The organism is Streptomyces sp. CNT372 (assembly GCF_000377145.1).
Map to the genome: position 1 here is coordinate 400092 of NZ_KB897779.1, position 22622 is coordinate 422713.

Below are 22622 nucleotides of genomic sequence, written 5' to 3' on the forward strand. Positions count from 1 at the left end.
AGGGCTGAGGGCCTTGGGGGGCGGGCCCGTTCCCGCCCCGGCGTCCCTCAGCGCCGGCCCGCCCCCGGAGGTCTCCTCACCCCCGCAGCCGCACCCCGTGCCTCACGCGGAGGCGGTCGATCTCCCAGTAGGCAACCGCGGTGACGGACAGCGGGCCGCAGAAGACCGCGAGGATCTGGATCAGGGGCGGGCCCGGGGGCATGCCCGCCGTGACGAGGTTGATCACGGCGAGCTCCCACACCAGGACACCGGTCAGCAGCGCGGGCAGTGCCGCGTGGACCTCGGAGGTGCCGAACGCGGTGCGGACCATCGTCGGGGAGGCGAAGCCGACGAAGCAGAGCATCCACAGCACCGGGTAGAGCAGCGCAAGGGACAGGAACGGCGACCAGGGCTTCCCCCCGAAGTAGTCACCGACCGCCATGACCAGCACGAACGTCACCGGTACCAGGGTGAAGGCCCCGAAGTACCAGAGCACCAGCCGCGCGGGCCGCCGCAGCCGGGACCGCATCCCGGGGCGGGCGGCCGGCGGGGCGAGGCGGAAGAGGAGGACGATGACCAGGGGCGCGGTGAGCAGCAGCAGCCAGGGCGTGATCGCCAGGCGCAGCAGAAACTGGTCCTGGGCCTCGGCCCAGTCCTGGTCCGTGCCGTAGGCGGTCAGGATCAGCAGGGAGGCGGCCAGCGCGATCCACGCTCTGGTCCGCTGCACCTTCCACACCTGTGGATCGTGGATGCGGCGGTGCGGTTCGGAGGGGAACGTCCGCCGCGACCGCGTGCGCGCCGACCGCGCCACCGGGTACGCGAACAGCAGCAGGCCCGGTACGCAGCAGATGAGCAGCGGCAGCAGATAACAGCCGCTGACCCGGGTTCCCGACAGCAGCTCCCGCAGCGTCGGCCACTCGTCCTCGCGGAAGCGGGCCCACAGCGACCTCGGCCCGGTCGGCGGAACATAGGGCGGGGGCACATAGGGCGGCCTGTAGGGCGGGGGCGGAGGCACATGTGGCCCCGGGCCATATGGGGGCGGAACGTGTGGCGGCGGCCCATAGGGCCCGGGGCCATAGGGGTTCCCTCCCGCATAGGGATTCCCGCCTCCATAGGGATTCCCGCCCCCGTAGGGGTTGTTGGGCCCCGGCCTGCCGCCGCCCGGCCCGTACGGATGGTGTCCCCCGGCTGTCACTGCGTGCGCTCCCTTTCCCGCCCGACCTCGCCCCGCCCGCCCGTGCGCGGACGGCGGCCGTCGATCGTCCCAGAGCATTGAACAGCGTCGACGCCGGCGAGGAGGTGGATTTACCGGCGCCACCGTCGCGATCAGGCCGGCGGGCGAAAAAGGCCCGGAACAAGCCCGGTTGACGCCCCCCGAGCACGCACGGGCGACGGAGCCGAGCCGTCCCCGACCCCGGCCCGAGACCCGGGATCCGGGACCCGAGCGCCCCTACTGAGGAATGGGTGGAGGGCTCCAACCCGCCCTCCCACCCTGCTCGTTGACATGCACGCTGACGTGCGGCGACGGATTTGCCACACAGCGTCACCGCGCTCTACGGTTCCGTCCTGACAACCGAATCCGATAAACGAACGACCCCCGCCGGTGCACCAACACCGAACGGGGGTCTGACCAACAAGATCGAATGAGAGTCGATCCATGGCTGACGCAGAGTTTAGCGACGCCGCGTACCCCGTAGCCAATCCCGGCTACGGCAAGCGCTCCGTCCCCGGGCAACTCCCGCCCACAGGGAACGACTTCGGACACCTCCGACCGCGGGACGCGGACATCGCCTCCTTCATCGACCGGCGGCGCGACAACGACGACATCTCCCTGAAGACGCTGGCCAAGTACACCGTGTACGGTCAGACGGCGGTCGGCAGCGCGCTGCGGGCCCTGGTCGCGGCAGGGCATCTGCGACGCGGGCTGGAGGCGGTGACCTCGGAGTCGGGTTCCACCCTGTGGGTGACCCGCACATGGTGGTCGCGCACACCACGGGACGACGCCTGGTGGGACGCGTACGCCAGGGGCGAGCTGCCGGCCGGGACGGCCGAGTCGCGTCCGCCCCGGCCCACCCGCTCCCGGGCGTACATCCTGCTCGCCGCGCTCGGGCGGGAGAACCCGGCGCTGTCCCTGTCCCACATGGACTGCACCCTCCTCGCGCCGCTGGTGGAGGAGTGGTTCTCGCGGGACGCGACCGAGCGTCAGGTACTGCACGCGCTGACGGTCGGGCTGCCCGTACCCGTCCACCACCCGGCCGCGCTCGTCCGCCGCCGCCTGCGCGACAAACTCCCGCCCGCACCCCCGCCCCTGCCGGACCGGCCCCGCATCCTGGAGTGCTCGGAGTGCGGCCGCCCGCCGGGTGCGGGGGTGGTCTTGCGGCGGGGGCTGTGCGACCGCTGCCGTGGCGTACCGCGCATGGACCCACCGCCCGCCCTTCCGCCCGCCCGCGTCCACGCCCTCGCCGCCGAGGCCCGCGCGGCGGCCGGCCGCCCACCGGAGAGGACACCCGTATGAAGCGCGACGGCTACGCCGGAGTCGGCATCCCCGTCCACCTCCTGATCGACCGAGGCAAGGGCGCCGTCGTGGTCAACAGCGCACCCATGGACGGCACCTACCGGCTCGTGCGCATCCACCCCTACGGGAGCGTCGGCCGGCGAGCTCCGGGCCAGAGCTTGCCGTATACGGCTGCCTCACGTACGTTTTTCTGTACGTACAAAATCCCGTACAGCATCGAGGAGTCCAGGATGCGCACCCTGACCTACACCGAGTCGCGCGCGAACTACGCCAAGACCCTGGACGCGGTGGTCGACGACCGGGAAGAGGTCATAGTGACCAGGGCGGGCCGGGAGCCGGTGGTCATCGTCGCGCTCGCGGAGTATGAATCCCTGAAGGAAACCGCCTACCTGCTGCGCAGCCCGGAGAACGCCCGGCGTTTGCTGGCGTCCATCGACCGTCTGGAGAACGGCGGCGGGACGGTCCGGGAGCCGGTCGAATGAAGTTCGTCTGGGACGAGTCGAGCTGGGCCGACTACATCTGGTGGCAAGCACAGGACCGAAGGGTCCTCAAAAGGATCAACACCCTGCTCCAGGACATCGCCCGGAACGGCAACGAGGGCATCGGCAAGCCGGAACCACTCAGGCACGGCTTCCAGGGTTACTGGTCCCGGCGCATCACCGACGAACACCGGCTCGTCTACAAGGTGGTGGACGACGAGATCCGGGTGGCCGCCTGCCGGTACCACTACGAGCGCTGAGCCGGCGCCATCACGGGACAGGCCGGGCGCCGCGCCCCGCTCGGCCTTTCGGCCGGGGAAGCGCGAGGCCGTGCAAAGCGCAGGAGGGCGCCGACGCAGACGCCCGAGGGCGGCACCCCCGGTGGGGGTGCCGCCCTCGGTCCGTGCGGACGGGTCCGATCCGGGAGCCGGATCAGAAGTCCATGTCACCGCCCGGCATGCCGCCGCCGGCCGGGGCCGCGGCCTTCTCCGGCTTGTCGGCGATGACGGCCTCGGTGGTGAGGAACAGCGCGGCGATGGAGGCCGCGTTCTGCAGGGCGGAACGCGTCACCTTCGCCGGGTCGATGATGCCCTCGGCGATCATGTCGACGTACTCGCCGGTCGCGGCGTTCAGACCGTGGCCGACGGTCAGGTTGCGCACCTTCTCCACGACGACGCCGCCCTCGAGACCACCGTTGACGGCGATCTGCTTCAGCGGGGCCTCCAGCGCGAGCTTCACGGCGTTGGCGCCGGTCGCCTCGTCGCCGTCCAGCTCCAGCTTCTCGAAGACCGCGGAGGCCTGGAGCAGGGCCACGCCACCACCGGCGACGATGCCCTCCTCGACGGCCGCCTTGGCGTTGCGCACGGCGTCCTCGATGCGGTGCTTGCGCTCCTTGAGCTCGACCTCGGTCGCGGCGCCGGCCTTGATGACGGCCACGCCGCCGGCCAGCTTCGCGAGGCGCTCCTGGAGCTTCTCGCGGTCGTAGTCCGAGTCGCTGTTCTCGATCTCGGCGCGGATCTGGTTGACCCGGCCGGCGACCTGGTCGCTGTCACCGGCACCGTCGACGATGGTGGTCTCGTCCTTGGTGATGACGACCTTGCGGGCGCGGCCCAGCAGGTCCAGGCCGGCGTTCTCCAGCTTGAGGCCGACCTCCTCGGAGATGACCGTGCCGCCGGTGAGGATGGCGATGTCGTTCAGCATGGCCTTGCGGCGGTCGCCGAAGCCCGGGGCCTTGACGGCGACGGACTTGAAGGTGCCGCGGATCTTGTTGACGACCAGGGTCGACAGGGCCTCGCCCTCGACGTCCTCGGCGATGATCAGCAGCGGCTTGCCGGACTGCATGACCTTCTCCAGCAGCGGAAGGAGGTCCTTCACGTTGCTGACCTTGGAGTTGACGATCAGGATGTACGGGTCGTCGAGGGACGCCTCCATACGCTCCATGTCGGTGGCGAAGTACGCCGAGATGTAGCCCTTGTCGAAGCGCATACCCTCGGTGAGCTCCAGCTCCAGACCGAAGGTCTGGGACTCCTCGACGGTGATGACGCCTTCCTTGCCGACCTTGTCCATGGCCTCGGCGATCAGCTCGCCGATCTGGGTGTCGGCGGCGGAGATGGAGGCCGTGGAAGCGATCTGCTCCTTGGTCTCGACGTCCTTCGCCTGCTCCAGCAGCGCACCGGAGACGGCCTCGACGGCCTTCTCGATGCCGCGCTTCAGGGCCATCGGGTTGGCGCCGGCGGCGACGTTGCGCAGACCCTCGCGGACGAGCGCCTGGGCGAGAACGGTCGCGGTGGTCGTACCGTCACCGGCGACGTCGTCCGTCTTCTTGGCGACTTCCTTGACCAGCTCGGCGCCGATCTTCTCGTACGGGTCCTCGAGCTCGATCTCCTTGGCGATGGAGACACCATCGTTGGTGATCGTGGGGGCGCCCCACTTCTTCTCGAGGACGACGTTGCGACCCTTGGGACCAAGGGTGACCTTGACGGCGTCGGCGAGCTGGTTCATCCCGCGCTCGAGACCGCGCCGTGCCTCCTCGTCGAACGCGATGATCTTGGCCATGTGAAGTGGTCCTCCCGGACTGGGGTGGATGCTTCGGATCGCGTCCGGCGCCCGCGACGGCCGGCCTGCGCGCCCTGCGGTTCCTTGCCCCGCACGACCCGCGGGCCTCACCGACCCGATCCAAGTTCTGTCACTCTCACTCGGAGAGTGCTAACGCCAATGATTAGCACTCGACCCCCCCGAGTGCAAGCGCCTTCGAAGAAGGCTCGATGAGGGGCGGTGGTCGGGCGACGGGAGGGAGCAAGCGCCTTCGAAGAAGGCTCCACGAGGGGCGGCGGTCGGTCGACGGGCGGGAGCAAGCGCCTCCGGCGAAGACCCGTGGGGGGCGGTGGCCGGGCGGCGGGCGCCTCCGGCGGCCCGGGCGCGGGCATGCGCGAGGGGCCCGCTTCCCGGTGGTCGGGATGCGGGCCCCTCGGCGTGAGTGCGTCGGTGGCCGAACGCGCCTGAATCAGTCGGATCAGTCGGATCGGACGGATCAGACGGCGAGCTTGACCATGTCCGCCTGCGGACCCTTCTGGCCCTGCGAGATCTCGAACTCGACCCGCTGACCCTCTTCAAGGGTGCGGTATCCGTCCATCTGAATCGCGCTGTAGTGGACGAAAACATCCGCACCACCGTCGACCGCGATGAAGCCGTACCCCTTCTCCGCGTTGAACCACTTGACGGTGCCCTGAGCCATGCCTAACTCCCCTATTACTGGCCCTTGCGCAGGACCGCACTTCGCGGACCCGGGTCAGACCTCACCCCGACAGGAGGGGTGTGCGCCGGAACGCGTCGACCGCGGCTGAATGTATCTGCACAACTGCCCTCTGCAACAGGTCAATCGGACGAGAAATCCAGGCAGGACCGATCGTCCGATCCGTACCAATCCGCTGAATTCCGGGGCAAGTCGGGCCCGACAAAGCGGCACTATTGAGGCAATTCGATCGCAGAGTTTGGCCGCTTTCTTGCGGTGCGGCTCAAATGCTCTCCCGCTGCGCGGCCGGGGTTTCCCAGACTCTACCGCGCCTAACCATGCAGAATCGCCCCCTCCGCTTAGCTCGCGGAAAGGGCGATCCAGGTAACTCCGGGTAACTAACGGGCGTTGTGCACGAAACGCCCGGGCCGGCCCCGAGGCCGGAGGGCCCCGTGCCGGCCCCGTCGCTCAGCCGCGCCTCAGCCGCCGGTTCTGCCGCCGGCCACCGTCGGTTCAGCCGCCGGCCACCGCCGGGATGATGGAGACGCCCGCGCCGTCCGGCGTCGCCGTCTCCAGGCCCTGCTCGAAGCGCACGTCGTCGTCGTTCACGTACACGTTCACGAAGCGGCGCAGCTTGCCCTGGTCGTCCAGGACGCGGGCCGCGATGCCCGTGTGGTTCTTCTCCAGGTCGGCGATGACCTCGGCGAGGGTCGCGCCCTCGGCCGGGACCTCGGCCTGCCCGCCCGTGTAGGTGCGCAGGATGGTGGGGATGCGGACGTTGACGCTCATGCGAGGCCAGCCTCTCGGAAAGAGTCCAGGTTGGGTCGGATGACAGCGGTCATACCCGTCGTGGGGGCGACCGCGTCCAGGGTCTTGAGGCCGTCACCCGTGTTGACGACCACCGTCGTCAGGGACGGGTCGATGAGACCGGCCTCGATCAGCTTCTTGGTCACGCCGAGGGTCACCCCGCCCGCGGTCTCCGTGAACACGCCCTCCGTGCGGGCGAGCAGCTTGATCGCGTCCACGATCTGCTCGTCCGTGACGTCCTCGACCGCGCCGCCGGTGCGGCGGCAGATGTCCAGGACGTACGGGCCGTCGGCCGGGTTGCCGATCGCCAGGGACTTGGCGATGGTGTCCGGCTTCTGCGGCCGGACCACGTCGTGGCCCGCCTTGAAGGCGACGGAGACCGGGGAGCAGCCCTCGGCCTGGGCACCGAAGACCTTGTACGGCTTGTCCTCGACGAGGCCCAGCTTGATCAGCTCCTGGATCCCCTTGTCGATCTTCGTGAGCTGGGAGCCGGACGCGATCGGGATGACGATCTGGTCCGGGATCTCCCATCCGAGCTGCTCGCAGATCTCGTACGCGAGGGTCTTGGAGCCCTCCGCGTAGTACGGGCGCAGGTTGACGTTCACAAAGCCCCAGCCCTCGCCGGCCGGGTCGCCGATGAGCTCGGAGCAGAAGCGGTTGACGTCGTCGTAGTTGCCCTCGATGCCGACGAGTTCACCGCCGTAGACGGCGGCCATGACGACCTTGCCCTGCTCCAGGTCGTGCGGGATGAACACGCAGGAACGGAAGCCGGCCCGGGCCGCCGCGGCGCCGACGGCGCCCGCGAGGTTGCCGGTGGAGGAGCAGGAGAGGGTGGTGTAGCCGAAGGCGCGGGCGGCCTCCAGGGCCTGGGCGACGACCCGGTCCTTGAAGGAGTGCGTCGGGTTGCCGGAGTCGTCCTTGACGTGCAGTCGGCCCGGCTCGACGCCCAGCTCGCGGGCGAGGTTGTCGGCCCGCACGAGCTTGGTCCAGCCCGGGTTCAGGTTCGGCTTGCCGGCCACGTCGGCGGGGACGGGCAGCAGGGGCGCGTAGCGCCAGATGTTCTCGGGGCCGTTCTCGATCTGCTTGCGCAGCGCTTCCGGGTCGCCGCTCGGGATGTCGTACGCGACTTCGAGCGGCCCGAAACAGGCCTCGCAGGCGAAGATCGGGCCGAGGTCGAAGCGCTCCCCGCACTCGCGGCAGGAGAGCCCGCAGGCGGGTCCGAGGTCGACGGCACCGGCCCGGGAAGCGGTGGGGGAAGCGGCGTCCGTGGAGGTCGCGGCGGTCTGTGCAGCCATGGAGGCGAGGCCCTTTCTCCTCATCTTCCTCATGGCGCATCTCGCCATGAGACGGATTTGGCACCTTCCCTAGCCGGGAGCCTCGCTTCGTGGTGAACGAGACCGGCTGGAGGGTTGCCGGGGCTTCAACGGGCCGTTTCCCTCTGCCCCTCTGGATGAGCGGTATTCGATTGTCCGAACGGGACGACCCCGACATGCGACGGTCATCCGCGTTGTTCAAGACTGTAACCGAACCCCCGGACGGTCCGAGACGGTCGTCCGATCCGCGAGATGGAGATCACGTGCTGGAAGAGGTGGAGCGCTGGCTGGCCCGGCGGTCCTGGACGGTGGCCGACCGCCCGCTGGACCGGCTGATCGCCGCCAAGCAGGGCACGTCCGGCCGGCGGGGCACCACGGTCAGCGTCGTCCTCCCCGCACTGAACGAGGAGGAGACGGTCGGCGAGATCGTCACCGTCATCCGCGAGGAGCTGATGACGGACGCGGTGCCGCTCGTGGACGAGCTGGTGGTCGTGGACTCCGGCTCGGCCGACCGCACCGCCGAGGTCGCGGCGGCGGCGGGCGCGCGGGTGGTCCACCGGGACGCGATCCTGCCGCGGCTGCCGGCCGTGCCCGGCAAGGGCGAGGTGCTGTGGCGGTCCCTGCTGGTGACCGGCGGGGACGTGGTGTGCTTCGTCGACGCCGATCTGCGCGACTTCTCCGCGGACTTCGTCACCGGGACCGTCGGCCCGCTGCTCACCGAGCCGGACGTGCACTTCGTCAAGGCGATGCACGACCGGCCGCTCGGCGCCGAACCGGGCCAGGGCGGGCGGGTCACCGAGCTGGTGGCGCGGCCGCTGCTCAATCTGCACTGGCCGCAGCTGGCCGGCTTCGTCCAGCCCCTCGGCGGCGAGTACGCGGCCCGCCGCTCCCTGCTGGAGCGGCTGCCGTTCCCGGTCGGCTACGGGGTGGAGCTGGGGCTGCTGGTGGACGCGCTCGGCGCGGTCGGCCTGGACGCCCTGGCCCAAGTGGACGTCGGCACCCGCAGGCACCGCCACCAGGACGGACGGGCGCTGGGCCGGATGGCGGCGACGATCTACCGGACCGCCCAACTGCGGCTGGCTCGGGGCCACTTGGTGCGCCCGTCGATCACGCAGTTCGAGCGCGCGGAGGACGGGTTCGTGCCGCGGACCTACGCCGTGGACACGGAGGAGCGGCCGCCGATGCGCGAGATCGGCGAGTACGCGACCCGCCGCGCGGCCTGAGAGACGCCGCCCCGGGCGCAGGCGCGGCCCGTACGCCGGGCGCAGGGGCGGCCGATCCGGGCACAAGGAGCCGCCTCTGAGCAAGGGCGGCCGATCCCGGCGCAAGGGCGGCCGATCCCGGCGGCGACGCGCCCGGCGTACGGCCGCATCCGGAAAAGGGATGGTCGTTTTGTCTACCTTTTCTCCTTATGGACTCGCTCAGTCATGTGGACGCGCTCGTCCACGCCGCCGAACTCGCCCGCACCGGCTCCGCCGCCGAGCAGCTCTGGCTCCTCGGCGGGGTCGTGCTCAGCCTCGTCGCCGCCGGGATCGTCGCCCTCGCCGCGGCCCGTGGCCGGAATCGCGACCACTGACCTGCGGCGGAGCCGTACGCACGTTTGAGGGCGGGTGGTACGGGCTACGTTCGCCTACATGGTCACCGACGCTGCCCCGATCGACGCTGCCCGGATCCTCGTCGCGTCCAACCGCGGCCCGGTCTCGTACACCCTGACCGAAGGCGGCGGACTCGACGCCCGGCGCGGCGGCGGCGGGGTCGTCTCGGGCCTGTCGGCCATCGGCTCCGACGAGCAGTCCCTGTGGGTGTGCGCCGCCCTCGGCGAGGGCGACCGGGAGGCCGTGCGGCAGGGCGTCGGTGAACCGGGGGTCCGGATGCTGGACATCGACCCGGACGTGCACGCCGACGCGTACAACGGCATCGCCAACTCGGTCCTGTGGTTCCTGCACCACCTGCTGTACCAGACCCCGCTGGAACCGGCCTTCGACCAGGAGTTCCGCCGGCAGTGGGACGCCTACCGGTCCTACAACCGGGCCTTCGCCGACGCGCTGGCCGAGTCGGCGGCCGAGGGCGCGGCCGTGCTGATCCAGGACTACCACCTGGCCCTTGCCCCCGGGATGCTCCGCGAGCGACGCCCGGACCTGCGTATCGGCCACTTCTCGCACACCCCGTGGGCCCCGCCGGACTACTTCCGCCTCCTCCCCGACGACATCGCGGAGGAGCTGCTGCGGGGGATGCTCGGCGCGGACCGGCTCGGCTTCCTCACCCGGCGCTGGGCGGACGCGTTCACGGCGTGCGCCACGCAGGTCGTGGGCGGCACCGGCTCGACGGTCACCGGGGTGTACGGCCTCGGCGCGGACGCCGGCTTCCTGCGCGAGCGCGCGCACCGGCCGGACGTCGGCGAGCGCCTGGCCGAACTGCGCGAGGCGGTCGGCCCGGACCGGCGCACGATCGTCCGGGTGGACCGGACCGAGCTGTCGAAGAACATCGTCCGGGGGCTGCTGGCGTACCGGACCCTGCTGGAGACCCGTCCACAGTGGCGGGAGCGGGTGGTGCACATCGCGCTGGCCTACCCGTCCCGGCAGGACCTCGCCGTCTACCGGGAGTACACCGCCGAGGTGTCCCGGCTCGCGGCGGAGATCAACGAGCAGTACGGCACGCCCGGCTGGACCCCGGTCCTGATTCACGTCAAGGACGACTTCGCCCGCTCGCTCGCCGCGTACCGGATGGCCGACGTGGCCCTGGTCAACCCCATCCGGGACGGTATGAACCTGGTCGCCAAGGAGGTCCCGGTCGTCTCGGACGAGGGCTGCGCGCTGGTGCTCTCCCGGGAGGCGGGGGCGTACGCGGAGCTGGGCGACCACGCGATCACGGTCAACCCGTACGACGTGACCGCCACGGCGGACGCCCTGCACCGCGCCCTGACCATGCCCCCCGCGGAGCGCGCCGAACGCACCAAGCACCTCGCGGCGGCGGCCACCGCCCTCCCCCCGCGCCGATGGTTCCTGGACCAGCTCGACGCGCTGCGGAACCAGACCCCGCCTTCGGCTCCGGCCGGGACCGGCCCGGCCTGATCCAGGAGAACGGCCCTACGGCGTCCCGGCTTCGCCGAGCTGTGCGGCGAGGCCGGCGAGGAGGGCGGCCACGGCGGCGGGGCCGGGGAGTACCAGGTCCGCGCGGCCGGCCAGGTCCGGGACCTCGTCGCCGCTGCACACCAGGACGCCCGGGGTCCCGTCCGAGCGCAGCTTCCCGACCGCCGCGTAGGCGGCGAGATCGCCCAGGTCGTCGCCCGCGTAGAGGACGGCCCGGGCGCCCGTCTCCCTGACGTACTCGGTCAGCGCCACGCCCTTGTCCATACCGGGCGGGCGCAGTTCGAGGACCATCCGGCCCGGTTCCAGGACCAGTCCGTGCTCCGCGGCCAGCGCGGCCAGCGGCTCGCGCAGGGTGTCGAACGCGGCCTGCGGGTCCTCGGCACGGCGGGTGTGGACGGCGACCGCGCGGCCCTTCTCCTCGATCCAGGCGCCGTGCCGGACGCCGACGCTCTCCAGCAGCCCGGGCAGCTCCGCGCGGACGGCGGCGACCCCGGGGTGCGGGTCGGGCGCGGTGACGGCACCGGTCACGGCGTCCCAGCGCTCGGCGCCGTAGTGGCCGAGGACGACGAGGTGTTCGAGGCCGGGAACGCCCGCGAAGCCGCCGTAGCGCACGGCGACCCCGGCGGGCCGGCCGGTGATCACGACCACGGAGGCCACGTGCGGGGCGAGCGCAGCGAGCGCGGGCACGACATCGGGGTGGGCGCGGGCCTGTTCCGGGTCGGGGACGATCTCGGCCAGGGTGCCGTCGAAGTCGAGGGCGACGACGGCGGCGGAGGGGTCCCGCAGAACGGCGGCGAGGCCGTCGCGGCCGGCCGGGGTGGACGGCACGGGGTGCGGGAAGTCCGTCGGGTTCGGGGAGTTCGGGGAGCTGCCCATGGCCACGACCCTATCGGCGCATCCTCCGCGCGTCCCTGACTCGGCGGAGCCGGTTGACGGTCACGGGGTCGTGGGCGAGGGCGCGGGGGTCGTCGAGGAGCGTGTTGAGCAGTTGGTAGTACCGCACGGGCGACATCCCGAGCCGCTCCCTGATCACCCGCTCCTTCACCCCGGCCGCCCCCCACGACCGCCGTTCGGTCGCCAGCACGGCTTCCGCGACCGCGCTCAGCCCACCCGCCGCGGTCCCGCCCCCGCCGGGGGCGGGCTCGGCCGGCGGGAACAGCTCGGCGCGGTCCTCGGTCACGGGCTCGGGGTCGTCGTCGCTCACGGGACCAACGTAACGGCCGCCGCCGACACGCCCCGCCCCGCGCCCGGGCACGGAGCGCCCGGTACGACGCGCCCGGGCACGGAGCGCCCGGGCGACGCGGGCTACTCCGCCGCCTCGGCCTCCGCCGCCTCGCGGTCGATCACGCCCAGCGTCGAGGTCGGGTTGCCGTCGGGCGCCGCCGCGGAGCCGATCTTCTTCTTGATGTTGTCGCTGACCGCGGCCCACGAGGTCTTGCCGACCGGCGGCAGCACCGACTTCGGCAGCTCCTGGAGGAACTCGCGCAGGTCCTTGTGCTCCGGGTCCTTCTCCATCGTCTCGGACGCGGTGACCGTCGGCGGCAGCAGGTCGTTCTGCCCGGCGAAGGCGAGCACGTTCTCGTCGCTGAAGACGAAGTCCAGGAACTGGCCGATCTCCTTGCGGTGGCCGTTCTCCTTGAAGCCCATGATCCAGTCGGCGACGCCCATCGACGCCTTGGCCTCGCCGTCCCGGCCGGGCAGGGCGACCTTGCCGACGTCGACGCCCTCCTTCTCGGCCGCCTGCATCAGCGAGGGGTGGCCGTTGAGCATGCCGACCTCGCCCCGGGTGAACGCGGCGAACGCGTCCTTCCGGTTCAGCTCGCCCGGCGCCACCGGCCCCGTCAGCCCCGGCGTGACCAGCTCGTCGCGCAGCCACTCGAAGGTGGAGATGTTGGTCGCGGAGTCGATGGCGTACTTGTCGACCGCGTCCGTGTAGCCCGTGCCGCCGCTGAGCAGCCACATCATCGTCTCGGCCTGGGCCTCCTCCGGCCCGAGCGGGAGGGCGAAGGGGAACTTGGCGCCGGTGTTCGCCTTGATCGCCGCCGCGTCCTCGGCGAGCTCGTCCCAGGTCTTCGGGGTGCCCTCGATCCCGGCCTCGGCGAAGAGCTCCTTGTTGTAGAAGAGCAGCCGGGTCGACGCGGCGAACGGCAGCCCGTACTGGGTGCCCTTGTACTCGCCGGCGTCGGTCAGCGGGACGAGGAAGTTGGACTGCACCGGTACGGAGAGGAGCTGGTCCGCCGAGTAGAGCTTGCCGTCGGCCGCATAGTCGGCGTACGCGCCGATCTGGGCGATGTCGGGGGCGTCGCCGTCCTTGACCATCTCGGCGACCTTGCGGTCCACGTCGTTCCAGGACTCGATCCGGACCTCGACCTTGACGCCCGGGTGGGTGGACTCGAACGCCGCGGTCAGCTCGTCCCAGTAGGTCTTGCTGCTCTGCCCGCCGGCCACGTCGTAGTCGGCGGCGACCAGACGGAGGGTCACCTCACCGGACCCGCCACCGCACGCGGTCAGCGAGACCGCCATCCCCAGCGCCGCGGCGGCCGCGGTCAGTCCTGTGAAGGAACGCTTGAAGGGACGCTGCACTGCTCTCCCCCACCCTCTGCTGCTCTGCTGCCCGTCGTCGGATCGCCCCAGGCCGGCCCCCGTCGACGCCCTGCGAGTGAACGTAGATTGTCCCATGGGCGACCACGAGGTCTACACCAGTGCCGGTCTCGCTTTCGCAACACGCCCCACGGGCGTCCCGCGCGTGGCCCGTCCGCGCCGCACCCGCGTCCCGTCCGTGCCCTGCCGGGACAGAAGCCCGTTTGTATGGCGTGGCAACAATCTCGGCAACTGGACTAGACCTATTCACCGTCCGCGGGCGAGACTGTCCCCCGTGAGACACGTCATCGCCCTCGATGTGGGCGGCACCGGCATGAAGGCGGCCCTCGTCGGGGCGGACGGCACCCTGCTGCACGAGGCGCGGCGGGCGACCGGGCGCGAGCGCGGCCCCGACGCCGTCGTGGAGTCGATCCTCGGCTTCGCCGCGGATCTGCGCGCCCACGGCCAGGAGCACTTCGGCCGCGCGGCCGAGGCCGCGGGCGTCGCCGTCCCCGGCATCGTCGACGCCGGCCACGGCATCGCCGTCTACGCGGCCAACCTCGGCTGGCGCGACGTGCCCCTGCGGGCGCTGCTCGGCCAGCGGCTCGGCGGCATCCCGGTCGCCCTCGGCCACGACGTCCGCACCGGCGGGCTCGCCGAGGGCCGGATCGGGGCCGGACAGGGCGCGGACCGTTTCTTCTTCGTCCCGCTCGGCACCGGCATCGCGGGCGCCATCGGCATCGCCGGGACCATCGAGGCGGGCGCGCACGGATACGCGGGCGAGATCGGGCACATCGTCGTCCGGCCGCTCGGCCCGGAGTGCGGCTGCGGGCAGCGCGGCTGCCTGGAGACCCTGGCCTCCGCGTCCGCCGTCAGCCGCGCCTGGGCCGCCGCCTCCGGCGACCCGGACGCCGACGCGGCGGACTGCGCGAAGGCCGTCGCCGCCGGGGACGAGAAGGCCGCGGCGGTCTGGCAGGAGGCGGTCGAGGCGCTGGCCGACGGCCTGGTCACCGCGCTCACCCTGCTGGACCCGCGGACCCTGATCATCGGTGGCGGCCTCGCCGAGGCGGGGGAAGTCTTGTTCACACCGCTGCGGGCGGCGGTCGAGGAACGCGTGACGTTCCAGAAACTGCCCGCGATCGTCCCGGCGGCCCTCGGGGACACCGCCGGATGCCTGGGCGCAGGGCTCCTCGCCTGGGATCTACTCGCCACGGAGGTAACCGCCTGATGGCCGCTCGCGCCACAGCCACCGTTCTGGCCGGAGCCCGTGTGGTGCTGCCGACCGGCGTCGTCGACCGCGGGCGGGTGGTCGTAGACGGCGGCCGGATCGCCGGCGCGGCCGAGGACGGCACCCCGGTGAGGGACCTCTCCGGGCACTGGATCGTCCCCGGCTTCGTCGATCTCCACAACCACGGCGGCGGCGGGGCCTCCTTCACCTCGGGCACGGCGGAAGAGGTCCTGACGGGCGTCGAGACCCACCGCAGGCACGGGACGACCACCCTGGTCGCCTCCACGGTGACCGGTGAGATGGACTTCCTCGCGCACCGGGCGGGCTTCCTCTCCGAGCTGGTCGAGCAGGGCGATCTGGCGGGCATCCACTTCGAGGGCCCGTTCATCTCGCCCTGCCGCAAGGGTGCCCACAGCGAGGCACTGCTGCGCGACCCGGACCCGGCGGACGTGCGCAAGCTGCTGGACGCGGCACGCGGCACCGCGCGGATGGTCACCCTCGCGACCGAGCTGCCCGGCGGGCTGGACTCCGTCCGGCTGCTCGCCGAGCACGGGGTGATCGCCGCCGTCGGGCACACGGATGCCACCTACGAGCAGACCGTCGAGGCGATCGACGCGGGCGCCACCGTCGCCACCCACCTGTTCAACGCGATGCCGCCGCTCGGCCACCGCGCCCCCGGCCCGATCGCGGCCCTGCTGGAGGACGAGCGGGTCACCGTCGAGCTGATCAACGACGGCGTCCATCTGCACCCGGCCGCCCTGGAACTGGCCTTCCGCCGCGCGGGCGCGGGCCGGGTCGCGTTCATCACCGACGCGATGGACGCGGCGGGCTTCGGCGACGGGCGCTACCGGCTCGGGCCGCTGGACGTGGAGGTCACGGACGGCGTCGCCCGGCTCGTGGAGGGCGGCTCGATCGCGGGCTCCACCCTCACCCTGGACACCGCCTTCCGGCGGGCGGTCACGGTGGACCGGCTCCCGGTGGAGGACGTGGTCGAGGCGATCTCCGCCAACCCGGCCCGGCTGCTGGGCGCGTACGACCGGATCGGCTCCCTGGAGCCGGGCAAGGACGCGGACCTGGTGGTGCTGGACGCGGACTTCGGGCTCAAGGGCGTGATGCGCAAGGGCGAGTGGGTGGTCGACCCGGTCGCGGGCTGAGCCCCCGCCGGGCGCCACCGCACGACCGCCGGGCGCCCGCCACGCGCCACCGCACGACCGCCGCACGCCCGCCGGACGCCCGCCGGGGCCCGGTCCACGGCTGCGGCCTTGGGCCGGGACCGGGCGTTTGGCATGATCAGGACCGTACGAGCTCAGCAGGCACGGTCCCGGGTCCGCTCCCGGCCGGGGCCACGGCGCAAGGGGTGCACGGGTGATCCTGACGGTCACGCTCAACGCCGCCCTGGACATCACCTACGACGTCCCGGCCCTCGTCCCGCACGGCGTGCACCGGGCGACGGGGGTACGCGAACGCCCCGGCGGCAAGGGCGTCAACGTCGCCCGGGTGCTCGCCGCCCTCGGCCACGACTGCACGGTGACCGGCTTCGCGGGCGGGCACACCGGAGCGGTCCTGCGGGAGCTGCTCGCACCCCTGCCGGTGCGCGAGGCGCTGGTGCCGGTCGCCGGGGCCACCCGCCGCACCCTCGCGGTGGCGGACACCGCGAGCGGCGACACCACCCAGTTCAACGAACCCGGCCCGGCCGTCGCGCCGGACGAGTGGGCCGCGTTCCTCACCGCGTACGACGGACTGCTGGCCGGTGCCGAGGCGGTCGCCCTCTGCGGCAGCCTCCCGCCGGGCGTCCACGTCGGCGCCTACGCGGACCTGGTCCGCCGCGCCCGCGCCGCGGGCGTCCCCGTCCTCCTGGACACCAGCGGCGAACCGTTGCGGCGCGGAGTGGCCGCCCGGCCCGACGTGATCAAGCCGAACGCGGCGGAGCTGGCCGGGCTCACCGGCTCCCGCGAGCCGCTGCGCGCGGTGCGCGACGCGCGGCGCCGGGGCGCGCACGCGGTGGTCGGCTCCCTCGGCCCGGACGGACTGCTCGCCGCCACGGCGGAGGGCGCCTGGCGGGCGGCCCCGCCGTCCCCGGTCCGCGGCAACCCGACCGGCGCGGGGGACTCGGCGGTCGCGGGCCTCCTCTCGGCCCTGGTCGAGGGCCTCGACTGGCCCGCCCGCCTGACCCGCGCGACCGCCCTCGCCTCGGCGACGGTCCTCGCCCCGGCGGCGGGCGAGTTCGACGCAGCGGCGTACGCGGAGTTCCGGGGCGGGGTGACGGTGACGGAGGAGGGGGCGGGCTGAGCCCCCGCCGACCGGGCCGACGAAACGTGCCCCCGGCCGGGGCCGGAGACGCCGCGACCCCCGCCCGGAGGCAGGGGTCGTCGTCGCATGTGGCGGGTGTCAGCCGCTCTTCTTCTTGTGCCCGGCCTCCAGCCACACCTGGTCGAGGTAGGCCTCGCACTGGTTGCCCGCCTCGCAGGAGATCCTGAGGTCGTTCTTGCCCTTCTCCAGCTCGACGAAGGAGTAGGTGTTGGTCCAGCCCTTCTCCCAGTCGCCCTCGGCGGCCTTCGCGAAGTTGGACATGTTGATCTCGCGCGGCTGCTGGCCGTTGATGGTCAGCGAGGTCTTGGCGTCCTTCCCCGGCACGCTGTACGTGAGGTACATCGTGTAGGGGCCGGCCTCGGGGACCTCCACGGACCAGCTCGCCGAGCCGCCCTCGCCGTTGAACATCACATAGGCGCCGCCGGTGCCCTTGGCGCCGGGGACGTCGGTGCCGGTGGCGGCCGGGCCGCCGAGGGTCAGCGTCGCCGCGTCCTGCTTCGGGAGCTCGGCCGGCGCGTCCGGCTTCTTCGACGGCGGCTCGCTCGGCTTCACCGACTCCGCCGCCGTCGGGGAGGTGCCCGCGCCCGGGTCGCCCTTCGCGTCGTCCTCCCCGTCGCCGCCGGTCATCAGCGCCGCGCCGATACCGATGACGACCACCGCGACCACCGCGATCGCGCCGATCAGGAGCCCGCGGGTGTTCGGACCGCCGCCGCGGCCGCGGCCGCCCTGGACCGGGCCGCCGGAGGGCATGGCCGCCGTCTGGCGGTTCGGCGCCCCCGGGTACGTCTCGGGGGCGGCGTACGCGGCGGTCGGCCGGCCGTAGCCCTGCTGGCCGTACGGCTGCTGCGGGGGCGGGTAGCCGTAGCCGCCCTGCTGCTGCGGGGGGACCTGCTGGGCGTACTGACGGCGCTCGCCGACCGTGCGGACCTGGTTGTACGAGGTCCGGGGGACGCCCGGCTGCGGGGCCGGACCCGGGTAGCCGTAGCCGCCGCGGCCCTGGCCGGGCGGGGTGGCCCCCGCCTGCTGCCCGTCCTCGTACAGGTAGCCGAACGGGTCGTCGTCCTCGGGCGTGCCTGCGCCGTTGTTCGCGGCCGTCATCCAGTCACTCCTCACCTCTCGTCGACAGATGCCGACGCCAGGCGAGCCTACCCGGTTCCACTCACCCCATCGGGTGTCCTGTGCCTCATCCGCCCGTGCCGCAACTGCCCACCGCTGTGAGGCTCGTCTCGTCCCGCCGCTCAGCCCGCGCGGCGGTGGACCTTGGACCGCGAGCGCTTCTCCACGTACATGCGCTGGTCGGCGGAGGTGAGGACCTCGTCGACCGACATCCCGCAACTCGCCCACCCGATACCGAAGCTGGCCCCGACCCGGACGCCCCGGCCGCCGACCCGGATCGGCAGGATGATGGCGTTCCGCAGGCGGACGGCGAGATCGGCCGCGTCCGCCGCGCCGAGGCCGTCCGCGAGGACCACGAACTCGTCGCCGCCGAGGCGGGCCACGGTGTCCCCGTCGCGGACGCCGGTGGTGAGCCGGCGGGCGACCTCGACCAGGACCGCGTCCCCGGTCTGGTGCCCGAAGCGGTCGTTGATCGACTTGAACCCGTCCAGGTCGCAGAAGAGGACCGCGAGCCCCTTGGTGCCGTCGTCGTACTCGTCGTCCGGCGCGACCATGTGGACGTGGTGGTCGTACGGGCGGCTGCCGACGGCGTCGAAGCCGAAGCCGTCGTCGTGGTATCCGTCACCGTGGTAGTCGCCGTGGTAGTCGCCGTGATAACCGTCACCGCCGTATCCGTCACCGGCGTAGGCGGCCTCCTCGTAGGCCGCGTCCAGCGCGTCGACGTCGCCGGGGCGGCCGGCCCCGGGGCGCTCGCAGAGCCGGGCGCTGAGCCGGGCCCGCAGTTCGGCGCTGTTCGGCAGGCCGGTCAGGGCGTCGTGGGAGGCCCGGTGCGCGAGCTGGAGCTCATGGCGCTTGCGGTCCTCTATGTCCTCGACGTGGGTGAGGAGGAAGCGGGGGCCGTCGGCGGTGTCGGCGACCACGGAGTTCCGCAGGGAGACCCAGACATAGCTGCCGTCCCGGCGGCTGAGGCGTATCTCGGCCCGGCCGCCCTCGGCCGAGGTACGCAGCAGGGTGCCGACGTCGTCGGGGTGGACGAGGTCGGCGAAGGCGTAGCGCCGCATCGCGGAGGCGGGCCGGCCCAGCAGGCGGCAGAGGGCGTCGTTGGTGCGCAGCAGGCGGCCGTGCTGCTCGCCGCCCATCTCCGCGATGGCCATGCCGCTGGGGGCGTACTCGAAGGCCTGCCGGAAGGATTCCTCGCTGGCGCGCAGGGCCTGCTGCTCACGCTCCAGCCGGACCAGGGCGCGCTGCATGTTCGCACGCAGGCGCGCGTTGCTGATCGCGATACCGGCCTGCGAGGCGTACATCTGGAGGGCTTCCTGACCCCACGGTCCGGGGCGGCGGCCGTTGCGCGGGCGGTCCACCGAGATGACGCCGAGCAGCTCGCGCCCGCCGCCGGAGGCGTACATCGGCGCGTAGAGCCGGTCCTGCGGGTGCCACTCGTCCTCGAAGCGGGGCTCGGGGCCGTCGGTGTGCCACTGGGGGACGTCGTCCTCCATCAGGACCCAGCCCTCGGTGTGCGGTATGAACCGCAGGTCGCCCCAGCCCTCCCCCATGGAGAGCCGGCGCTCCCAGGAGGCGCGAGAGCCGACCCGGCCGGTGATCAGGGCCTCGGCCGCGGCGCTCCCGGCGAAGGCGGCGACGACCAGATCGCCGTCGGGGCGGACGAGGTTGACGCAGGCGAGCTCGTATCCGAGGCCCGCGACCACGCCGTCGGCGACGGTCTGCAGGGTGTCGGCCAGGCTGCGGGCCGTGTTCAGCTCGGCGACGACCTGGTGGAGCTGCCGCAGGGTCGCAAGACGGACGTAGGGCTCCGACTCGGTCTCCATGGCTCGCTCGCTCTCCCCGAGACTTCGACAGCAACTCCAGGGTGGTGATCGGCGTACTTCGTTCGGCCTACTCGTCGCGGTATCCCGGCCACTGAATCACAGCGAGCTGCCTAGCCGGTACACAGGGTCAACAATTACTGCACTCTGTGACTCAAGTCACATTGGCTGATGGTGGGTTGATCGCACCCCACCCCGCCGACCTCGCTTTTCTTGAACGCACAACCAGTTTCCCGGACACCGGCGGGCCTACTCCCGGTAACCGAATGGTCCGCGCGGTGCACACGCCCACGCGGCCGGATCGCGCCCCGGAGGTGAGGCGGACGGGAGGCATTCGGCGAACGTGCGGGGAAATGTACCCGGGTGCCGCCGGAAGTCCCAGGGATGTCCGGACACGACCTCGGGTTCACCGGCATGGGACCTAGGTCCCGGCTGGTTCCGAGGTCCGATGCGGGCGGCGGGCGGGCCCGGCTAGCGTGCTTGTTGTGTTCCCGACGATCCCCTCTCCCACCGAAGCCGCCGCGACCGAAGCCGCTCCCGCCGGCGCCGCCGTCCCCCGCGCCGCGGCCGTCCCCCATGCTGAAGGGGTGAGCAACGAAGAGTTCCGCGCCGCGATGTCCCGCCTGGCGGCGGGCGTGGTGCTGGTCACCGCGTTCGACGAGGACCACGGCCCGCGCGGCGAGGACGTGGGGATGACCGCGACCGCGTTCCTGTCGGTCTCGCTCGACCCGCCGTTGGTGATGGTGAGCCTGCGCAACGGCTCCCGGATGGACGACCTGCTCGCGGAACAGCCGCTGTGGGGCGTGTCGGTGCTCGCCGAACACCAGCGGCAGATCGCCGGCCGGTTCGCGATGAAGGGCCGGGTCAGCGACCGGCTGCTCTTCGAGGACCTGGAGTGGCGGCGGGGCGAGGTGTGCGGGGCGCCGCTGATCGGGGGCGCGCTCGCGGTGCTGGAGTGCCGGACCGAGCAGCGGGTCGAGGCGGGTGACCACACGCTGGTGATCGGGCGGGTGCTGGCGGCGGACATCGACGCCGGGGAGGGCGGGGGGCCGCTGACGTACTTCAAGGGGAGGTACCGGCAGTTGCGGTGAGCCGGGGGGCGGAGGCACGGGCGGGGTCGTGGGCGGGCCCGGGTCTCGGGTGGCGGTCGCGGGCACGTGGCGGGCCGGGTCGGGTTCCCGGGCACGGTCCGGGTCGCGGGCGCGGGGCACGGTCGCGGCCCGTGGCGGGCGCGGGCCTTGGGTGCGGTGCACGGTCGCGGGCCCGTGGCCGGCCCGGGCGGGGTCGTGGGCGGGCCCGGGTCGCGGGCGCGGTGCCCGCGCCGGGTCACCAGTCGCGGCCCGAGCGGCCCCGCTTGGTCTCGGCGCGCTGCTTCTTCTCGCGCAGGCGCCGCTCGTTGATGCCCCGGGGGATCTTCGTCGGACGGCGCGGCCTCGGCGGCGGGGCCGACGCCTCCGCCAGCAGCGAGGCGAGCCGCACCGCCGCCGTCTCACGGTTGCGCCACTGAGAGCGGTGCTCCGAAGCGCGAACAGCGATCACACCGTCCACCAGGCGGCCCGCCAGCCGCTCCAGCGCGCGTTCCTTCCAGACCGGCGGGAGCGCCTGCGTGCCCGCGAGGTCGAAGCGCAGCTCGACCTGCGAGTCACTGGTGTTGACATGCTGGCCGCCCGGCCCCGAGGAGCGCGAGAAACGCCACTGGAGCTCGGCCTCCGGCAAGGAGACCGAACCGCGGATGATGTAGGGACCGGACATGACACCCATGGTCCCCCGGCCGGCACGCGGCCGTCACGCGCATTTCCCGGCCGCCGGCCGAGAAGGCGCGCGGATCGTGGAACCTGGCGGTCCCCTGTCCGCGTTATGACGGATGACGGTAACTTCGCCGGCATCCGACGGCCGCAGACACGGCCCGCACCCGAACCGAAGGGGACTTCCCGATGGCAGTAAGCCTGTCCAAGGGCGGCAACGTCTCGCTCACCAAGGAGGCACCGGGCCTGACCGCCGTCACGGTCGGCCTCGGCTGGGACGTCCGCACCACCACCGGCACGGACTTCGACCTCGACGCCTCCGCGATCGGCGTCAACGCCGCGGGCAGGGTCGCCTCCGACGCCCACTTCGTCTTCTTCAACAACAAGGCGACGCCGGACCAGACCATCGTCCACACCGGCGACAACCGCACCGGCGAGGGCGGCGGCGACGACGAGCAGATCAACGTCAACCTCGCGGGTCTCCCCGCCGACGTCGACAAGATCGTGTTCCCGGTCTCCATCTACGACGCGGTCGCCCGCTCGCAGAACTTCGGCCAGGTGCGCAACGCCTACATCCGCATCGTCAACCAGGCGGGCGGCGCCGAGATCGCGCGCTACGACCTCAGCGAGGACGCGGCCACCGAGACCGCGATGGTCTTCGGCGAGCTCTACCGCAACGGCTCGGAGTGGAAGTTCCGCGCCGTCGGCCAGGGTTACGCCTCCGGTCTGGAGGGCATCGCCCGCGACTTCGGCGTCAACATCTGACCCGGCCGTCCCGAGCGGCCCACGGCCCCGGTCCCGGCGAGCGCGCCGCGGGCCGGGGCCGTGGCGTTCGCGTGGGCATGGGTGCCCGGGGCCGGACGACGCCGCCCGGGACCGGCGGACACCCACCGGCCCCGGGGCCGGT

The 22622-nt window shown here is 72.6% G+C and carries 22 protein-coding genes and 1 riboswitch; of the genes, 11 read left to right on the forward strand and 11 right to left on the reverse strand.

All coding sequences use genetic code 11. The features are described from left to right. Window positions 1–76 precede the first annotated feature (76 nt). Window positions 77–961 (reverse strand): hypothetical protein, encoded by an 885-nt coding sequence (locus tag C593_RS0109700; RefSeq protein ID WP_018847102.1) that lies wholly within the window; start codon window positions 959–961, stop codon window positions 77–79. 675 nt (window positions 962–1636) lie between these two features. Here C593_RS0109700 and C593_RS0109705 point away from each other — a divergent pair. From C593_RS0109705 to C593_RS0109715, 3 genes are all read left to right on the forward strand, one after another. Then, window positions 1637–2494 carry a hypothetical protein gene (locus tag C593_RS0109705; RefSeq protein ID WP_018847103.1) on the forward strand — a complete coding sequence of 286 codons (858 nt, stop codon included), beginning with the start codon at window positions 1637–1639 and terminating at the stop codon, window positions 2492–2494. Window positions 2495–2724: 230 nt separating this feature from the next. Next, window positions 2725–2976 carry a type II toxin-antitoxin system prevent-host-death family antitoxin gene (locus C593_RS0109710; RefSeq protein WP_026277540.1) on the forward strand — a complete coding sequence of 84 codons (252 nt, stop codon included), beginning with the start codon at window positions 2725–2727 and terminating at the stop codon, window positions 2974–2976. After that, a complete protein-coding gene (locus C593_RS0109715) occupies window positions 2973–3233 on the forward strand; it encodes a Txe/YoeB family addiction module toxin (RefSeq protein WP_018847105.1) in 261 nt (86 codons plus the stop codon). Before C593_RS0109710 ends, C593_RS0109715 begins: the two co-directional genes overlap by 4 nt. 172 nt (window positions 3234–3405) lie before the next feature. Here the strand turns inward: C593_RS0109715 and groL are convergent, their stop codons facing one another. The 4 genes from groL to thrC form a co-directional block, all read right to left on the reverse strand. Beyond that, entirely contained in the window at window positions 3406–5028 is a 1623-nt protein-coding gene (groL, locus tag C593_RS0109720) for a chaperonin GroEL (protein ID WP_018847106.1), read from the reverse strand. A 475-nt stretch (window positions 5029–5503) separates the two neighbouring features. Further along, entirely contained in the window at window positions 5504–5707 is a 204-nt protein-coding gene (locus C593_RS0109725; RefSeq protein WP_005315736.1) for a cold-shock protein, read from the reverse strand. Window positions 5708–6217: 510 nt separating this feature from the next. Continuing rightward, window positions 6218–6493, reverse strand: coding sequence for a MoaD/ThiS family protein (locus C593_RS0109730; protein WP_018847107.1), 276 nt, complete (start codon window positions 6491–6493; stop codon window positions 6218–6220). After that, the gene (gene thrC, locus C593_RS0109735) at window positions 6490–7830 is read right to left on the reverse strand and encodes a threonine synthase (RefSeq protein ID WP_106434596.1); all 1341 of its coding nucleotides are present in this window, start codon (window positions 7828–7830) and stop codon (window positions 6490–6492) included. The genes C593_RS0109730 and thrC overlap by 4 nt, the downstream gene beginning before the upstream one ends. After that, a riboswitch (SAM riboswitch) is annotated at window positions 7824–7968 on the reverse strand. (Overlaps the previous gene by 7 nt.) A 119-nt stretch (window positions 7969–8087) precedes the next feature. Here thrC and C593_RS0109745 point away from each other — a divergent pair. The 3 genes from C593_RS0109745 (at window position 8088) to C593_RS29270 (ending at window position 10895) form a co-directional block, all read left to right on the forward strand. Next, a complete protein-coding gene (locus C593_RS0109745) occupies window positions 8088–9047 on the forward strand; it encodes a glucosyl-3-phosphoglycerate synthase (protein WP_018847110.1) in 960 nt (319 codons plus the stop codon). A gap of 188 nt (window positions 9048–9235) precedes the next feature. Beyond that, window positions 9236–9400 (forward strand): hypothetical protein, encoded by a 165-nt coding sequence (locus tag C593_RS32950; RefSeq protein WP_018847111.1) that lies wholly within the window; start codon window positions 9236–9238, stop codon window positions 9398–9400. Between the two features lie 58 nt (window positions 9401–9458). Further along, on the forward strand, window positions 9459–10895 hold the full coding sequence (locus C593_RS29270) for a trehalose-6-phosphate synthase (protein ID WP_018847112.1): 1437 nt from the start codon (window positions 9459–9461) through the stop codon (window positions 10893–10895). Window positions 10896–10910: 15 nt separating this feature from the next. Here the strand turns inward: C593_RS29270 and otsB are convergent, their stop codons facing one another. From otsB to C593_RS0109770, 3 genes are all read right to left on the reverse strand, one after another. Further along, window positions 10911–11789, reverse strand: coding sequence for a trehalose-phosphatase (gene otsB, locus C593_RS0109760; protein ID WP_018847113.1), 879 nt, complete (start codon window positions 11787–11789; stop codon window positions 10911–10913). Window positions 11790–11799: 10 nt separating this feature from the next. Further along, complete coding sequence (locus C593_RS0109765) at window positions 11800–12072, reverse strand: DUF3263 domain-containing protein (protein ID WP_051093664.1); 273 nt, start codon at window positions 12070–12072, stop codon at window positions 11800–11802. A 146-nt stretch (window positions 12073–12218) separates the two neighbouring features. Next, a complete protein-coding gene (locus C593_RS0109770) occupies window positions 12219–13496 on the reverse strand; it encodes an extracellular solute-binding protein (RefSeq protein ID WP_018847115.1) in 1278 nt (425 codons plus the stop codon). 331 nt (window positions 13497–13827) lie between these two features. Here C593_RS0109770 and C593_RS0109775 point away from each other — a divergent pair, with 331 nt between their 5' ends. The 3 genes from C593_RS0109775 to C593_RS0109785 all read left to right on the forward strand — a co-directional run bounded on the left by C593_RS0109775 (window position 13828) and on the right by C593_RS0109785 (window position 17010). Then, the gene (locus C593_RS0109775) at window positions 13828–14721 is read left to right on the forward strand and encodes an ROK family protein (protein ID WP_486591106.1); all 894 of its coding nucleotides are present in this window, start codon (window positions 13828–13830) and stop codon (window positions 14719–14721) included. Next, window positions 14721–15875: an N-acetylglucosamine-6-phosphate deacetylase gene (gene nagA, locus C593_RS0109780; RefSeq protein ID WP_018847117.1), complete on the forward strand. Its 1155-nt coding sequence runs from the start codon at window positions 14721–14723 to the stop codon at window positions 15873–15875. The genes C593_RS0109775 and nagA overlap by 1 nt, the downstream gene beginning before the upstream one ends. 211 nt (window positions 15876–16086) lie before the next feature. After that, window positions 16087–17010 (forward strand): 1-phosphofructokinase, encoded by a 924-nt coding sequence (locus tag C593_RS0109785; protein WP_018847118.1) that lies wholly within the window; start codon window positions 16087–16089, stop codon window positions 17008–17010. A gap of 99 nt (window positions 17011–17109) precedes the next feature. Here C593_RS0109785 and C593_RS0109790 read toward each other — a convergent pair whose 3' ends face one another. Both C593_RS0109790 and cdgB read right to left on the reverse strand, forming a co-directional pair. Then, window positions 17110–18129 carry a carbohydrate-binding protein gene (locus tag C593_RS0109790; protein WP_018847119.1) on the reverse strand — a complete coding sequence of 340 codons (1020 nt, stop codon included), beginning with the start codon at window positions 18127–18129 and terminating at the stop codon, window positions 17110–17112. A gap of 140 nt (window positions 18130–18269) precedes the next feature. Then, window positions 18270–19973: a diguanylate cyclase CdgB gene (gene cdgB / locus C593_RS0109795; RefSeq protein ID WP_018847120.1), complete on the reverse strand. Its 1704-nt coding sequence runs from the start codon at window positions 19971–19973 to the stop codon at window positions 18270–18272. Between the two features lie 584 nt (window positions 19974–20557). On the opposite strand from cdgB, the gene C593_RS0109800 reads away from it, so the two are divergent. Then, window positions 20558–21061 carry a flavin reductase gene (locus C593_RS0109800; RefSeq protein ID WP_020610275.1) on the forward strand — a complete coding sequence of 168 codons (504 nt, stop codon included), beginning with the start codon at window positions 20558–20560 and terminating at the stop codon, window positions 21059–21061. A gap of 235 nt (window positions 21062–21296) precedes the next feature. Here C593_RS0109800 and arfB read toward each other — a convergent pair whose 3' ends face one another. Further along, on the reverse strand, window positions 21297–21731 hold the full coding sequence (gene arfB / locus C593_RS0109805; RefSeq protein ID WP_018847122.1) for an alternative ribosome rescue aminoacyl-tRNA hydrolase ArfB: 435 nt from the start codon (window positions 21729–21731) through the stop codon (window positions 21297–21299). A 173-nt stretch (window positions 21732–21904) separates the two neighbouring features. Between arfB and C593_RS0109810 the strand changes: the two genes are divergently transcribed. Further along, window positions 21905–22480, forward strand: coding sequence for a TerD family protein (locus C593_RS0109810; protein ID WP_018847123.1), 576 nt, complete (start codon window positions 21905–21907; stop codon window positions 22478–22480). The last annotated feature ends 142 nt before the right edge of the window (window positions 22481–22622 follow it).

Coding starts and splice junctions, on each gene's coding strand:
- C593_RS0109705 (WP_018847103.1), top strand. CDS start 1,637: ATGGCTGACGCAGAGTTTAGCGACGCCGCGTACCCCGTAGCCAATCCC.
- C593_RS0109710 (WP_026277540.1), top strand. CDS start 2,725: ATGCGCACCCTGACCTACACCGAGTCGCGCGCGAACTACGCCAAGACC.
- C593_RS0109715 (WP_018847105.1), top strand. CDS start 2,973: ATGAAGTTCGTCTGGGACGAGTCGAGCTGGGCCGACTACATCTGGTGG.
- groL (WP_018847106.1), bottom strand. CDS start 5,028: ATGGCCAAGATCATCGCGTTCGACGAGGAGGCACGGCGCGGTCTCGAG.
- C593_RS0109725 (WP_005315736.1), bottom strand. CDS start 5,707: ATGGCTCAGGGCACCGTCAAGTGGTTCAACGCGGAGAAGGGGTACGGC.
- C593_RS0109730 (WP_018847107.1), bottom strand. CDS start 6,493: ATGAGCGTCAACGTCCGCATCCCCACCATCCTGCGCACCTACACGGGC.
- thrC (WP_106434596.1), bottom strand. CDS start 7,830: ATGAGGAGAAAGGGCCTCGCCTCCATGGCTGCACAGACCGCCGCGACC.
- C593_RS32950 (WP_018847111.1), top strand. CDS start 9,236: ATGGACTCGCTCAGTCATGTGGACGCGCTCGTCCACGCCGCCGAACTC.
- C593_RS29270 (WP_018847112.1), top strand. CDS start 9,459: ATGGTCACCGACGCTGCCCCGATCGACGCTGCCCGGATCCTCGTCGCG.
- otsB (WP_018847113.1), bottom strand. CDS start 11,789: ATGGGCAGCTCCCCGAACTCCCCGAACCCGACGGACTTCCCGCACCCC.
- C593_RS0109775 (WP_486591106.1), top strand. CDS start 13,828: ATGAAGGCGGCCCTCGTCGGGGCGGACGGCACCCTGCTGCACGAGGCG.
- nagA (WP_018847117.1), top strand. CDS start 14,721: ATGGCCGCTCGCGCCACAGCCACCGTTCTGGCCGGAGCCCGTGTGGTG.
- C593_RS0109790 (WP_018847119.1), bottom strand. CDS start 18,129: ATGACGGCCGCGAACAACGGCGCAGGCACGCCCGAGGACGACGACCCG.
- cdgB (WP_018847120.1), bottom strand. CDS start 19,973: ATGGAGACCGAGTCGGAGCCCTACGTCCGTCTTGCGACCCTGCGGCAG.
- arfB (WP_018847122.1), bottom strand. CDS start 21,731: ATGGGTGTCATGTCCGGTCCCTACATCATCCGCGGTTCGGTCTCCTTG.
- C593_RS0109810 (WP_018847123.1), top strand. CDS start 21,905: ATGGCAGTAAGCCTGTCCAAGGGCGGCAACGTCTCGCTCACCAAGGAG.